Origin of the sequence: Olivibacter sp. 47 (assembly GCF_030372825.1) — a bacterium.
GTDB lineage: Bacteria > Bacteroidota > Bacteroidia > Sphingobacteriales > Sphingobacteriaceae > Olivibacter > Olivibacter oleidegradans.
On record NZ_JAUCNR010000001.1, the window covers coordinates 6,037,936 to 6,050,630 of the forward strand.

Consider the following 12,695-nt stretch of genomic DNA (forward strand, 5'->3'; position numbering starts at 1 on the left):
AGACCAGGCCCGCGGACCTGGTCTGAAAGGTTTTTGTCGCAGGTTCTACCAGCGAAGTGTTTCCACAAAAAAGGAGCCGTTCTCCATTAAATTATCGAAAAATACCTGCTTGGTCTCTAGGCGGTTCCAGTCTCTTTGCAGTTCACAGCCAAACTGGGTAACGGAAGATAATTGAACGCCCGCCTGCTCCATCCGGCGCAGGGCAACCTCGTGCGCAATAGTCGACGTTCCGCCTATCGCATCGACAATGGTGTACACTTCATAACCTTCTTTAAGAAGATCCAGCGCCGGAAAGCACAGACAAACCTCGGTCCATAATGCGCAAATGACGAGCTTCTTTCTGCCGAGGGATTTTACAGCTTCCTGAAATTCCTTGTCCTCCCAGGAATTGACCGTCGTGCGGTCGATCTCCTGCACGTCGGGTAAGATCTCTTTAAGGTGCTTCACCGTCGGTTTGTTAATGCCGCTTTCCACATTAACTGTGGTCAGGATAATCGGCAGATTGAATCCTTTTGCAAGTTTCGTCACGGTGACGATGTTTTTGACCAATTGTTCATGGTCCATCGACCTTACAGAATTGACCTGAAGGGGTTGGTAGTCGATCAGGATCAATGCTGAATTTTCAGGTGTAATCAGATGATCGTTCTTCGGATCGCGGATGGGTGTAATACTGCTCATGGTATGAATAATTAAATGGTTAATAAATATTTGTTCAGTTCTGTGATCGCTGCGGTTTTTCCGCTGTTTGCATTGTTAAAGAAAGCCGGCCCGGCCAGATCGTTCTTCATATTTTTCATATTTCTTAAAACTTGAATTGTGCCTGATAACTCATAAAAAAACCGTCCCGGTGTGCATCGATGATATCATTGATGAAGGGCGACCATTCCGGTATGACCGGCAAGGCTGCGGGCGCGATGCTCCGGTAGCTTTGAGCGCCATAGACGATCGATCCTCCATATCTTCCGATCGACGCCGGGTCTGACACAAAATTGGCGATCTGAAAATTCCTGTCCATTTAACTACTTCAAGAAATCACCTGGATGAAAGGACTTTTGATGTAAACGATATGGCCTTCGATAAGGTCAAACCTGGTTATCCCAGATTCTGATCTGATCTTCCTTAAAATACAACTGTTGCTTCTCGCCGTGGCGGACGAGATACCGGTTCTCCGTTCTATTGATTAATGTTAGTGTCTGCGATGGCTGTCCAATGCTATTTTATTTCGGACCGCTGTCCAGCAACACGTAAAGTGCCGCGATCTTGCTATCATGGAATTGAACAGTGCCACGATCTTGCCATCATGGAATTGAACAATGTCCATCCCCGTGGCGACGGGCTGCTGCCCCGCCGGGCCCACGCCCCAAACCAGCCTGCCGATCCCGCTATTGATGATAACGGGGCTCTGTTTAGTGAACACGAAATTGGAAGGCAGTACCTTTTGTGTTGTGGAAACGCTTTCATTGATGGCGTCAAAGCCGGTCACCTGGTCCTCTACGTGATGTAGTATCGCTGACTCGCTGTATATCTTTTCAATGGCTTTCAACCTGGCTGCCGGGTCCTTTTGGTTCCAGACCTGATCGAGGTTTTCTTCCATGATCCGGGATAGTTCATAGCGCATGATCAGTAAGTGTTGAAGGTTAAACGAGTTAGAAGCAAGCGGCATGCCGTTCGGTCCGGCATGCCGCTGCACGGCGGCTATTTCTCTGCCGGCACCGGTGTAGCCAGTAACTGCAGCTCCCACGCTAATGCCACTCCGCTGGCACCGCCATTCTCGAACAGCACACTGGCCAGTTGTCCTGCGGTCTCTGTACGTGCCCAGTCACGTTGCCATTCTGAAGCGACCGCCATCCAGTTAATTGGCGTGATGCCATGCTGCACCATACGGCGTATCGCCATATCATGCGCTTCCTTTGAAACAGCGCCGCAGGCATCGGTAACGACGAAAACATCATAGCCTTCGGCCACCGCCTGGATCGCCGGCATCGCCACGCAGACCTCCGTCCAAAGACCTGCGATGATCAGCTGTTTACGGCCGCTTGCGGCAACGATATCGGTAACAGCGGGATCCTGCCAGGTATTGATGAAGGTACGGTTGATCGGTTTCTGATCAGGAAAAAGCTCCTGCAGCTGTTTGATGATCAATCCTCCGCGCTCCTCGATCACGGTGGTCAGGATGGTAGGTACCTTGAACACTTTAGCCGCTTTGGAAAGGCCGGTCACATTGTTGATGATGACCGCAGGGTCGTGGCTGTTCAGGTTGGTGAACTGAAAAGGCTGGTGATCGATCAGTACAAGGATACTGTCTTCCGGCCGTAACAGGGCGTCAAGGCCCTTTTTTTGAATGTTTGACATGATCTGATAGTATATGGTTATTTATCAATAGCTATTCTCATTGATTGCATAGACCTGGGTGTTTCCGGCCTGTAATGGCCAGTCAGTGAACTACGGGCGATGGTCCGCTGCCGGATAGTAAATTTGTTCGTTTTCACGTATGTCGCTTTTCCTGGTCGTTGCCACAAATCTACTTGTTTCGGCTAGCGTGAAAAGATGACATAGGCCTTTAAAAGTCGTAGATTTATGTCGACGTTTCACCGATTCTGTCAGCCGGGCTGCGCTCATCGAACCGTTATGCTCCGTTTTTGGTTCTGCAATGCTGCGGGTCTTTTAGGGTGATGAGCGACTGCGTGACTGCATATCAACACCCGCGGTTTCCCTTCGCCGAGGTCTGTCACGTGGAGACGCACATTTGGCGCCACTTTGATAAATTCTTTTCTGTTTCCCGGTTTTTCCTTAGCAGGCGTGTTTTTCATGATCTTATTTAATTTTGATGTTTAATAATAATGTCTGGTATATTCTGCCCCGTACCACGCAAATTTAAATGCGTCGTATTTGGAACGGAATAACCAGATCGCTGTTTTGTGTATCCCTATTGGGTGTCTGAATGGTTCTGCGAGTGAAGGCCCCGGTTCCTGCAGAATGAACGACGGATTATCCGGCTGGCCGGGCAAGGTAATACTCGCCTGAGCCCCTTAGCGTCGTCATTTTTTTACCATATGGTAAATACTTCCTGTGAAATTATTATGATCTTTAGTACATGAAAGAACTCCTTGATTATTTACAGCAATTCGATACCCTGAATGAACAGCAGGCGGAAATGGTCACCAGCAAAGCCAAACTCGTCGAATTTCCCAAAGAGACCTACTTTTCCGAAGCCGGTAAAGTGCCGAAGCAGATTGGCTACATTTTGGAAGGCGTCCTGCGGTTCTGCTACTACGATAACAAAGGTCAGGAGGTCACCCACTATTTTGTCGGCGAGGGCCAGTTCATTACCGATTTTCCGAGGTTCGAGGCGCAGATCATTTCGGCTGAATATATACAGACCGTCACCGATTGCAAACTGCTCGTGTTCACGAAGGAGGACTGGGATTATCTGCTGGCGACGATCATAACCTGGAGCAACATAGAGACCAAAATGGTCAAAAAATGCTTGAACGAATCGCTGTCGAGACGCAGTCCGATGGTCTCCAACGACGCTACGGAGCGTTATCTGTCATTCCTGGAAAGCTTTCCCGCTCTGGTCACCCGCATACCGCTGGCCTACGTTGCTTCCTATGTCGGCGTCACGCAGCAATCGCTTAGCAGGATCAGAAAAAATCTGCGTTAGCTCATTTTTTACCATATGATAAACAGTTTTGAACGCCAGATCCCAATATTTGTATCGATATCTAAGCGTTAATAAAAATGAGTAAAAAAGTCGTACTGATCACAGGGACCAACAGCGGGTTCGGCTGGCTGACCGCTCAAAGTGTCGCAGCTCTGGGGCATAAGGTCTATGCCACCATGAGAGATACAGCAAGCAAAAATGCAGCACAGGCACAGGCCCTGTCCCAGGTGGAGAACATTACCGTGGTAGACCTGGAGGTAACCGATGAAGCGAGTGTCAAAAAAGCTTTCGACAGCATCATTGCCATAGAAGGAAAGGTTGATGTTCTGGTGAACAATGCAGGTGCAAGCATGTTCGGCGTGGGTGAAACCTCCACAGCTGCCGATCTACAGCGTATGCTGGACATTAACGTTATCGGTCCATGGCGACTGATGAAGCTCGCTCTGCCCGGAATGCGTGAGCGTTCAGAGGGTCTGATCATCAACGTGACTAGCGGTTTTGGCCGGGTCAGCTTCCCGTTCTTCACCATGTACTGCGCCTCGAAGTTCGGTCTGGAAGGGCTGTGCGAGGGTCTTTATTATGAGCTCAGGCCGTTAGGCGTTGATGCGGTCATTCTAGAACCGGGTGGCTTTCCCACTGAAATGGGTTCAAAAGTGCAGACAGGTGCCGATACCGCTGTCGCCGAAGGGTATAGAGCGCTTGAAGAATATCCAGGAAAGATCTTCGCAGCTATCGGCCAGCTTTTTGAGACGCATAAGCCGGATCCGCAGTACATCGCCGACGCCGTAGTTAAACTGATCGGCATGCCGAAAGGTGAACGACCGGTAAGGACAGTGGCCGACCCAACCACAGGACAGTTCATCAGTGCCATCAATGAAGGCACGCAGATCGAATTTAATAAGACCATGGAAGCCTATGGTCTTAGGGAGCTTTTAGCTTAAACGTCTTACCCTCCTCAGGCTTTATGCCGCCCTGATCCCCCGGTGTCCCTCTGATTGAAGGACATCGGTTGATTTCATAATTCTCCAAACCAACTGAATTACTTCAGATCCTTAACCGGATCACTCAACAATAATGCTTTGTGCTTTGAACCGAATCACCAAATAATTGGGTTGTTTCGCAAAATGCATCTCTTTTTTGTAATGCAATTTTACCTTGTCAATAATGACTAGGTCTGCTTGGATACTGCAATTTAACTACGAGGCCAGCCAAGCGAGTAGATCTGAGGCTTTTACCTTGCTTACAACTATCCGTTCAGGAGTTTCGACACTCAACTTGACGATGAGCCTTCGATTAAAGAAGTGCTCGGCCATCTGGACGGCGGCACGGTTGATGATAAATTGCCGATTGGCACGAAAAAACAGAGACGGGTCCAGTATAGACTCCAGCTCGTCAACACTTCTTGGATCAGGTACGTTTCGCCTCTTTGGGTATAGGCATGTACAATGCCTCCAACCGAGTAGACAAATGCGATGTCTTTGGTGGATATGGGAATGATTTTCTCGTTTTTGAAGACCAGTAGACTAGACTTGTAGGCAGGATGCACCAGTTGTTTAAGGAGGGTTTCCAATCCGGGCGGGATAGTCTGCACTCGGCCCCCCATCAACTGCCGCATCTGCTCATATTTGCGTAGGCCCCTGGCTAGTTTATCTTCATCGATGGGCTTTAGCAAATAGTCGATACCATTGGCCTCGAAGGCCTGTATGGCGTATTGATCGTAGGCGGTACAGAAAATAACCGGACAGGGAGGCTGGACGGTGCGGAAGATCTCGAAGCTCAATCCATCGGAAAGTTGGATATCCGAAAGGATGAGTTCCGGTGTGGACTGATTACCCAGCCATTGGATAGCAGCTTTTACGGATGGGACGATGCCTGTGACATGCAAATCGTCACCGAGTCGCTCTATCATTGCTTTCAAGGCCTTGGCCGTTTTAGTTTCGTCTTCGATGATCAGGATGTTCATAGCGGGTCATTTAACAGAGGAACGGATACGGTGAATGCGTGAGCGGTTTTCAACACCTCGATTTCTTGACCAGCTAGCAGGCGGTAGCGCTCGCGGATGTTGTCCAATCCGGTGCCCAGGCTGTCTCCCTGTGTAGGTTTCGGTTGCAGGGAGTTGCTGACGGTAAGCCGGTTGGTATCCGTGGCGTTGATTTGCAGGTGCAGGGGTACTTCGACATCGGCGACATTGTGCTTGACAGCGTTTTCGATGAGCACTTGCAAGGTCATGGGCGGTAGTTTCATGCCGAGGAATTGCTCAGTGATGTCGATATCTACGAACAAAGCGTGCTCAAACCGTTCCTGAAGGATATATAGGTAGGACCGGGCGAAATCAAGCTCTGCACGGAGGTATACAAGATCGGCCATGCGGTTATTCAGCAGGTAGCGGTATACGTCAGCGAGGCGTTGGATAAATTGGCGCGGTGCGCGTTCATTGATCATACTTTGAAGTGTGCCCAACGAGTTGAACAGGAAATGTGGACTCACCTGTTCCTGCAAGAGACTGAGCCGCGCCTGCAGGTTTTCTTTTTTCAGCCGTTCGTTTTCTAACCTAGACCGTTGGGTCACTTCCGCCATTCGTAACAAGTAGACGATATAATACAGGAACCCGCCTAATACCATCCCCCGCATCAGGAGTAAAAAATATACGACGCGCATGCCTCGTGGTAGTGCTGCTACCCGTCCGCGGATTTCACCGATATCCTGAATGCTATAAAAAACAACTAACGAAATACACATGCATGCTGCAATGGCAATAGCGGCTTTCCACCCGTGCCACCGTGGCTTATCTAGCTGTATGACACTTTGTATCACTAGCCAACTCAGGAATACGTTAACAAAAGAACCGGCAAAAGTGAGCAATGAGGAAGCTGTTTCTTCCCGGTAGCTGCGCAGCACGTAGCCTAGGAGTGCAATAAACAGAGAAATAATAGACCCGGTGAGGGGGTATAGTCGCTTCATGGTACAAAGGTACTGTTTTGGCAGACAGGAAGGTTTACCCGTGATAATCAAACGGACAAAAAGGCCGATGAACGGAAAGCTGTGAGGCTAATCCTATGTTCGGTAATGACCTGTTCATCTCGATATGTGGCCGTTTCATACCAAAGTGGTCTACTTCCTCAGGTCCGCAATGTCGAAACAACCATAACAGAAATATGAATATCATGAAGAAACTAATTATCCCCTTGACACTGGTACTGGGTACCATCGTCTCCGAAGTAAATGCACAGGTTGTTGTAGTAAGACGGCCGGTGCGCCGGGTGGTTGTAGCTCCGCTTCCGCCGGCAAGAATGACCGTGGTAAGGCCGTTGCCCCGTGTGATCGTAACCCCAAGGCCGGTAGTGGTAGCGCCGGCTCCGGTGATTATAACGCCAAAGCCGGTAATAGTAGCTCCCTTCCCTGTTCAGCCGCTGTCGTCAACAACGGTCGTCCGAAGGAAGACTGTCATTTACAAACCTTAATCATAGCATGCAAGAGTCATCTTACAGGATAGAAGCGGCCGGTGATTTGCTACGGATACAGTTCCCTCTCATCGGGCAATCTGTCCGTTTCATCATCATTTTATATTAAACATGTTTCGATTCCTTCGAGCTTTGCATCAATAAATAGTAATATCATATGAAAAAGAACGTCTTAAAATGGGTGTTAATATTGGTCGTCAGTGGCCTTACCACCGGTGCATTCGCACAATCGAAGCTCACCAATGAGCAGAAGGAAGAACTGTTGGCGAAGATGGAGCAATACCGGGCCGAATTGAATCTATCGGACCAACAGCAGGAGCAAGTGAAATCAATCAATGCCACATACTTCGAAGGACTGGCCGGGCTCAAGGCATCGAACGGTTCCAAATTGTCGAAGTTCAAAATGTATCGAACGCTTAGCGAAACGCGCGATGAGCAAATGAAGCAGGTGCTCGACGGGAATCAGTACAAACGCTACAAGGCGATGCAGAAAGAGATGAGGAGTGAATTAAAAAGTCGCAAAAAATCATGAACGCGAAGAGATATATCCGTTTAGCGCTACTGATAGTGCTGCCATTTTTTTTGTTTGGTGGATGTGCTGACGAAGCGCCCGATCCAGCTCCCCGTTACCCATGGAGAGATTGGATGGATTGGGAGCGCCTTGTCGACTGGGATACCCTGACAGTGGGCGGCCGTGCACGCACGTTCAATGTGCACCTGCCGCCCCAATATGAAGAAGGCGATACCCTGTTTCCACTGGTCATCGGGCTGCATGGCACGGGAGGCAGTGCAGTACAGTTTGACCGTCACTACCATCTCTCTGAGAAAGCCGACGAAGCGGGATTCGTAGCCGTTTATCCCAACGGCCTCAGGAGCGATGGCCGTCTCGGCATACGTACGTGGAATGCCGGATCGTGCTGCGATTTTGCGATGCGCGAGCATGTGGACGACGTGGAGTTCATCAGCGAGCTCATCGACAGATTGATCGAGACATACCGCATCGATGCCAAACGCATCTATGTGACCGGCATGTCCAACGGCGGAATGCTCGCCTACCGGCTGGCTGCGGAGATTCCTGAAAAGATTGCCGCCATAGCGCCCGTGAGCTGCACGATGGTGTTCGACCCTCCGGCCGAACAATCGCGTCCGCTGCCTATCATCCACCTGCACTCCGTGCTGGATGAGATTGTCCCCTATGAAGGCGGCACAAACTCGCTGGGGTACCATTTCGCACCGGTTGATTCGGTACTGAACGTATGGGCGAAACGGAACGGTTGCCTGCCGAACGCCCAGGTGGTTGTTGATAACGACCGATACACACAGATGCAGTGGGTGGATGAAACCGGCTCGCCGCTTATCATGCACTATGTCACCGCGGACGGCGGCCACTCATGGCCGGGAGGCGAGCAGGTACGGCCCGGTGCTGCACCGCCATCCGCTGCGATAGATGCAAACGATTTGCTATGGAATTTTTTTGAGCGCTTACGCATCCCATAATGTGCGATTTTGGTCTGAATCGCACGGGATACCAGAAGCGGAACAAAACTGCTTAATTTCAAAAGTTTTGATAGTACCTATAACTTCAGAAGCACTACTGGTTTCATAGTAATCGGGTAAAACCAATAGGTTTTTACATACTAGCAAGCAATGTCCCGTTCAACATTTTTATCTATCTTTGATTTGGTGTTGAATGGGCATGCTTTGTTTAATCTCATAGGCTATCGAAGTCATATTAGTTAAGTTACCTGATATTTAAAGAATTATCTAAGAGTGGTTACTGATTACAAAAAATTCGACTTATTCGGGAAGACATTTATCCAAAAAGTGGACTTAAAGCCACCTTTTGAGTTTGCCTTCCCCGTGGCCGAGCAGGCTTGCTTCTTATATATGCTGAAAGGTGAGATGGAATACCAATCAGCAGGCGATCAGTTGAAGATACCTACCCATCACTCCTTGTTGCTTAACTGCATCAACTCGGGCAAACAGATACATGATACCGGTTCGGATAGCGAAGGTGAGATCGTTATTGTCACTTTCCATCCGGATATACTGAAAAAAGTTTACGATAAAGAAATCCCACTAATCTTTAAGCCAGCTAATCGGGTAACTAATCAGTCCAGAAAGGCAATCAACAACGACTTTTTGATTCATAAATATATTGAAGGATTGCTCTTTTATTTTGAAAATCCATCGTTGGTCAATGATGAAATTTTGGTTTTGAAGCTAAAGGAAATCATACTTTTATTATCGCAAACGCAAGATGCGGAAACGATACAAGTCATCCTATCGCAACTTTTCTCGCCGGCAACCTATACCTTCAAGCAGATTATAGAAGCCCATCTATTTGAACAAGTCGGTGTAGAGGATCTGGCGCAAAAAGCCAATTTGAGCGTTTCTTCGTTTAAAAGGGAATTTAAAAAATTATACGACGATTCGCCTGCCAATTATATCCGAACGAAACGATTGGAAAGAGCCGCCGAGTTGCTTTTAGTTTCTAATGAACGGATTACAGACATTGCGTTCGCTTGTGGATTCAATGACTTGGCAAACTTCACGAAAAGTTTTCACGACAGATATAACGTTTCCCCCTCAAATTTCCGCCTAAAAATAAAAGAAGGCTGAGAAAAGGTATAGGTCTTAACATCCCATTTCAGCATTTTTATTATGCGGTTTTCTATCAATGCCTTTGCGCAAAATGCATGGCAAACGAAGCTTACCTCGATTTTTGAACCAAATTGTCAAATAATTGGCCTAATCTACAAATTCATCCGGTTTCGGACGGTTTAATTTTGCACTATTAATAATTGTTAAATTTTAAAATTAAACTCATGGGACTATCACATTTAGGTATTTTTCATACGGTTATAGGTGTAGCAGCTATTATTGCCGCCATTGTATCTTTAATAAGAAGAGGTAAGATAGATCTCAGCCAATTGAGTGGCAAGATCTATTTTTATTTCACCTTAGTTACATCGTTAACAGCTCTAGGGCTATCCAGTGTTAAAGGCGTCAATCCGGGGCATATTCTTGCACTGTTAATTGTTATATTGATTTCGGTGGCGTACTATCTTTACGCAAAAAGATCGGGAAACAATCGATCGCGTTTTATTGAGAATTTTTTTCTTACGTTCAGCTTTTTCCTGTCCCTGATTCCAACGGTTAATGAAACTTTTAACCGTATCCCGATAGGTCATCCGTTGGCCAATGGACCGCAAGACCCATTAATCGGAAAAACCCTGCTCATCCTTTTTGTGCTGTTTGTGATCGGTTCTGTTTTGCAATTCAGGAAGCAAAAGAGCATAAATAAAGTGGTGTAAGCTTGAATTTTTTATTGACAAAAGTTTAAAACAAGTGCTTTATTTAGTAGCACGATTAGATGAATTTATAGTCTATTCTTGTCGACCGAAAATTGAGAAACATCAAGCGAAGGGGAATTTCATCGGTCTTCGCTTGATCGACTCATACAAGTTTGAGTTAACTTTGCAAAGTAAGTATATTTGTCTTCGCCCATTCTCGGATACCAATTGTGGGTATCCTCCATTGATAATTAAATGTCTTTTCCATCGGCCAGGTTACTCCAGGATGCGTGAATACCATACGATATTTATTAAAAACATCATCTGGTCTTTGTTCTAAAGCTGAGGACAGGTGCGCCTTGCTCCAAAGAATACGCTCAAAAGTGGTATTGAAGACGGCTTCTACCTCTTCGGCAATTTGTGTAAAGGTTGCCGTTTCACCCGAAACAAATACAACTTCATTTACAATTTCCGGTTGATGAAATAGTACCTCAATGGTTAGTTTTCCAATATCCTCGCAACAGGTTAGGGTCAATGAATGGTTCCAATCTCCCAGTGCGTGGACGACCTTGTTTTCAAGGCTGATGACCCCGAAATCTTCGCGAAACAAGAAACTAGTGATCATGCCGGTAGATACAATTACCCATTGTGTTCGGTCTTGGGCTCGCAGAAGGTCCCTGACGTCAAGCTGCTCGTCAAAAACCGGCTGTGCGCTTCCTCTCCCGATCTGATCATAATCCGCTCCAAATTGCCAGGGCACGTAACGCCTGACACCGGCTTGTAGCACAGCTTCGGTAATTTTTATCTGCATACCTTTTCCGATTGAAAAACCACTGCAGCAGATTATGGTATCATAACGACCAAAAACCTCTGCCAATTCCGTCACCTCACTCGTAAGGAGGTCTACGGCCTCCAATTTTACATTTCGGAATTGTGTATGTTGTTTGAAATCTTGAATGACCGCTCCAGAGGGCCGTACCAATGCGGCAACGGTCAGATCCAGTTGGTATACATCTTGATAATCATGTAAGGCCTGCAACATGGATAGGCCAACTTCGCCCGTTCCGATTACTAAGAATGAATTTTTCATCTTTGATCTATTTACGTATTGAGAATTATTTCTGACGCAAAGTTATCCCGATAAAAAAGGTATTAAGGTGCAAGAAAACTGTTAATAACTGCAAAAATCCTAGGTCGTTCGATAAACAAGTGGAGTCGTTTTGGTAAGTTTCTTATAAAAGTTCACAAAATGGGGTGTTTCCTGAAAATTTAAACACCAAGCAATCTCTTTTACAGAGTAGTTTGTATGCTTTAAAAGTATATTGGCTTCTTCAATAATACGTTCATGAAGGATGTCACGAGTTGTTTTCCCCGTTATCTTTTTAAGCGTTTGATTCAGGTGATCGACAGTTGTGTTGAGCAAACCAGCAAAATAGGCTGGTGTCTTACCCATTAATGGCTTTTGCAGGCTGATGTCTAAAAAGGTGTTTTCGACCAGTTTGAGGAAGCGTTCGTCAAGCGTATCCTCCATATAAAGAGAAGGAAAATTATTGCTTTTAATTGATTTCTGTATGTAATGGATGATATCAAACACACGGTTGCGGATCAGTTGTTCTTTAAAGAAATAATCTGAATCTTTCTCCTGTTCTATCTCCAACATTATTTGGGACAAAAACAGGTATTGCTCTTTGCTTAATGGTTGGGTGTAAATCTCTCGATCTTTAAAGACAGGCCAATTAGAGAGGTTCAGCTTGGCTGTTCCCCTGAGAAAGCTTCCGCTGCACACACAATAGTCACCAACGAAGTTTTCATCATCGGTCGAAAAGCTAGATCGTGTCATAGGCTCCGTAAAAACGATTGTATAACCAGAGATAGGAACTTCTACATTATTAGAATGGTATTTGGCCGTACCATTGAGCAGGGCAATCTTATAAAACGGCTTGCGCTGCAATCGTTCGCAGGCAGATAAATCTTTTTAAGATCTTCCCAATGAAGAACATCGAAATGCCCTAAAAAGAATTGCTCATCGGGATAAGATCTATGAACATATTGATCATAAAAAATTTCAATCTCTCTATGCATCGTTTAAATATAAGAAATAACCGGTAGGTGCACAATAACTCAATTGCTTCGTACTTCTCCGGTGATAACTGTAACGAAATAGCTATGAGAGCCAATGTTCCTAATAATATAGACAAATGGCTTAAAGAAAAATTGGAATAAGGCCTTATTGATAGCTCTATGAAACGCCTTTCTTAACGGCCTGAATATTTC

At 46.4% G+C, this 12,695-nt stretch carries 16 protein-coding genes and 1 pseudogene; 7 read left to right on the forward strand and 10 right to left on the reverse strand.

All coding sequences use genetic code 11. The features are described 5' to 3' along the window. Positions 1-45 precede the first annotated feature (45 nt). From QT327_RS26140 to QT327_RS26160, 5 genes are all read right to left on the reverse strand, one after another. Positions 46-678 carry a hydrolase gene (locus QT327_RS26140; protein ID WP_289554299.1) on the reverse strand — a complete coding sequence of 211 codons (633 nt, stop codon included), beginning with the start codon at positions 676-678 and terminating at the stop codon, positions 46-48. A gap of 124 nt (positions 679-802) precedes the next feature. Next, complete coding sequence (locus QT327_RS26145; protein ID WP_149105047.1) at positions 803-985, reverse strand: hypothetical protein; 183 nt, start codon at positions 983-985, stop codon at positions 803-805. A gap of 201 nt (positions 986-1,186) precedes the next feature. Beyond that, positions 1,187-1,741: a nuclear transport factor 2 family protein gene (locus QT327_RS26150; RefSeq protein ID WP_289554466.1), complete on the reverse strand. Its 555-nt coding sequence runs from the start codon at positions 1,739-1,741 to the stop codon at positions 1,187-1,189. Beyond that, positions 1,696-2,352: a hydrolase gene (locus tag QT327_RS26155; protein WP_130854935.1), complete on the reverse strand. Its 657-nt coding sequence runs from the start codon at positions 2,350-2,352 to the stop codon at positions 1,696-1,698. Before QT327_RS26155 ends, QT327_RS26150 begins: the two co-directional genes overlap by 46 nt. Before the next feature lie 263 nt (positions 2,353-2,615). Beyond that, positions 2,616-2,810: a hypothetical protein gene (locus tag QT327_RS26160; protein ID WP_130854934.1), complete on the reverse strand. Its 195-nt coding sequence runs from the start codon at positions 2,808-2,810 to the stop codon at positions 2,616-2,618. A gap of 284 nt (positions 2,811-3,094) precedes the next feature. On the opposite strand from QT327_RS26160, the gene QT327_RS26165 reads away from it, so the two are divergent. Both QT327_RS26165 and QT327_RS26170 read left to right on the forward strand, forming a co-directional pair. After that, positions 3,095-3,664 (forward strand): Crp/Fnr family transcriptional regulator, encoded by a 570-nt coding sequence (locus QT327_RS26165; protein WP_130854933.1) that lies wholly within the window; start codon positions 3,095-3,097, stop codon positions 3,662-3,664. Positions 3,665-3,741: 77 nt separating this feature from the next. Continuing rightward, complete coding sequence (locus QT327_RS26170) at positions 3,742-4,605, forward strand: SDR family oxidoreductase (RefSeq protein ID WP_289554300.1); 864 nt, start codon at positions 3,742-3,744, stop codon at positions 4,603-4,605. A gap of 255 nt (positions 4,606-4,860) precedes the next feature. Here the strand turns inward: QT327_RS26170 and QT327_RS28420 are convergent, their stop codons facing one another. The 3 genes and pseudogenes from QT327_RS28420 to QT327_RS26185 all read right to left on the reverse strand — a co-directional run bounded on the left by QT327_RS28420 (position 4,861) and on the right by QT327_RS26185 (position 6,625). Beyond that, on the reverse strand, positions 4,861-5,151 hold the full coding sequence (locus QT327_RS28420) for a LytTR family transcriptional regulator DNA-binding domain-containing protein (RefSeq protein WP_354004836.1): 291 nt from the start codon (positions 5,149-5,151) through the stop codon (positions 4,861-4,863). Positions 5,152-5,363: 212 nt separating this feature from the next. Beyond that, a pseudogene (locus QT327_RS26180) lies at positions 5,364-5,627 on the reverse strand (LytR/AlgR family response regulator transcription factor); the annotation flags it as partial. After that, positions 5,624-6,625, reverse strand: a complete 1,002-nt coding sequence (locus QT327_RS26185; protein ID WP_013664176.1) for a sensor histidine kinase — start codon at positions 6,623-6,625, stop codon at positions 5,624-5,626. The pseudogene QT327_RS26180 and the gene QT327_RS26185, both read right to left, overlap by 4 nt. 95 nt (positions 6,626-6,720) lie before the next feature. Between QT327_RS26185 and QT327_RS26190 the strand changes: the two genes are divergently transcribed. From QT327_RS26190 to QT327_RS26210, 5 genes are all read left to right on the forward strand, one after another. Beyond that, positions 6,721-7,125: a hypothetical protein gene (locus tag QT327_RS26190; protein ID WP_013664177.1), complete on the forward strand. Its 405-nt coding sequence runs from the start codon at positions 6,721-6,723 to the stop codon at positions 7,123-7,125. 157 nt (positions 7,126-7,282) lie between these two features. Further along, on the forward strand, positions 7,283-7,657 hold the full coding sequence (locus QT327_RS26195; protein WP_130854929.1) for a hypothetical protein: 375 nt from the start codon (positions 7,283-7,285) through the stop codon (positions 7,655-7,657). Beyond that, positions 7,654-8,622: a CE1 family esterase gene (locus QT327_RS26200; protein ID WP_289554301.1), complete on the forward strand. Its 969-nt coding sequence runs from the start codon at positions 7,654-7,656 to the stop codon at positions 8,620-8,622. The genes QT327_RS26195 and QT327_RS26200 overlap by 4 nt, the downstream gene beginning before the upstream one ends. Before the next feature lie 273 nt (positions 8,623-8,895). Then, positions 8,896-9,747: a helix-turn-helix domain-containing protein gene (locus QT327_RS26205; protein ID WP_289554302.1), complete on the forward strand. Its 852-nt coding sequence runs from the start codon at positions 8,896-8,898 to the stop codon at positions 9,745-9,747. Positions 9,748-9,953: 206 nt separating this feature from the next. Continuing rightward, positions 9,954-10,442, forward strand: a complete 489-nt coding sequence (locus QT327_RS26210; protein WP_130854927.1) for a hypothetical protein — start codon at positions 9,954-9,956, stop codon at positions 10,440-10,442. A 157-nt stretch (positions 10,443-10,599) separates the two neighbouring features. Here QT327_RS26210 and QT327_RS26215 read toward each other — a convergent pair whose 3' ends face one another. Together QT327_RS26215 and QT327_RS26220 are read right to left on the reverse strand one after the other, a co-directional pair. After that, positions 10,600-11,511: an aromatic alcohol reductase gene (locus QT327_RS26215; RefSeq protein WP_289554303.1), complete on the reverse strand. Its 912-nt coding sequence runs from the start codon at positions 11,509-11,511 to the stop codon at positions 10,600-10,602. A 99-nt stretch (positions 11,512-11,610) separates the two neighbouring features. Beyond that, positions 11,611-12,261 (reverse strand): helix-turn-helix domain-containing protein, encoded by a 651-nt coding sequence (locus tag QT327_RS26220; protein WP_289554304.1) that lies wholly within the window; start codon positions 12,259-12,261, stop codon positions 11,611-11,613. Positions 12,262-12,695 lie beyond the last annotated feature (434 nt).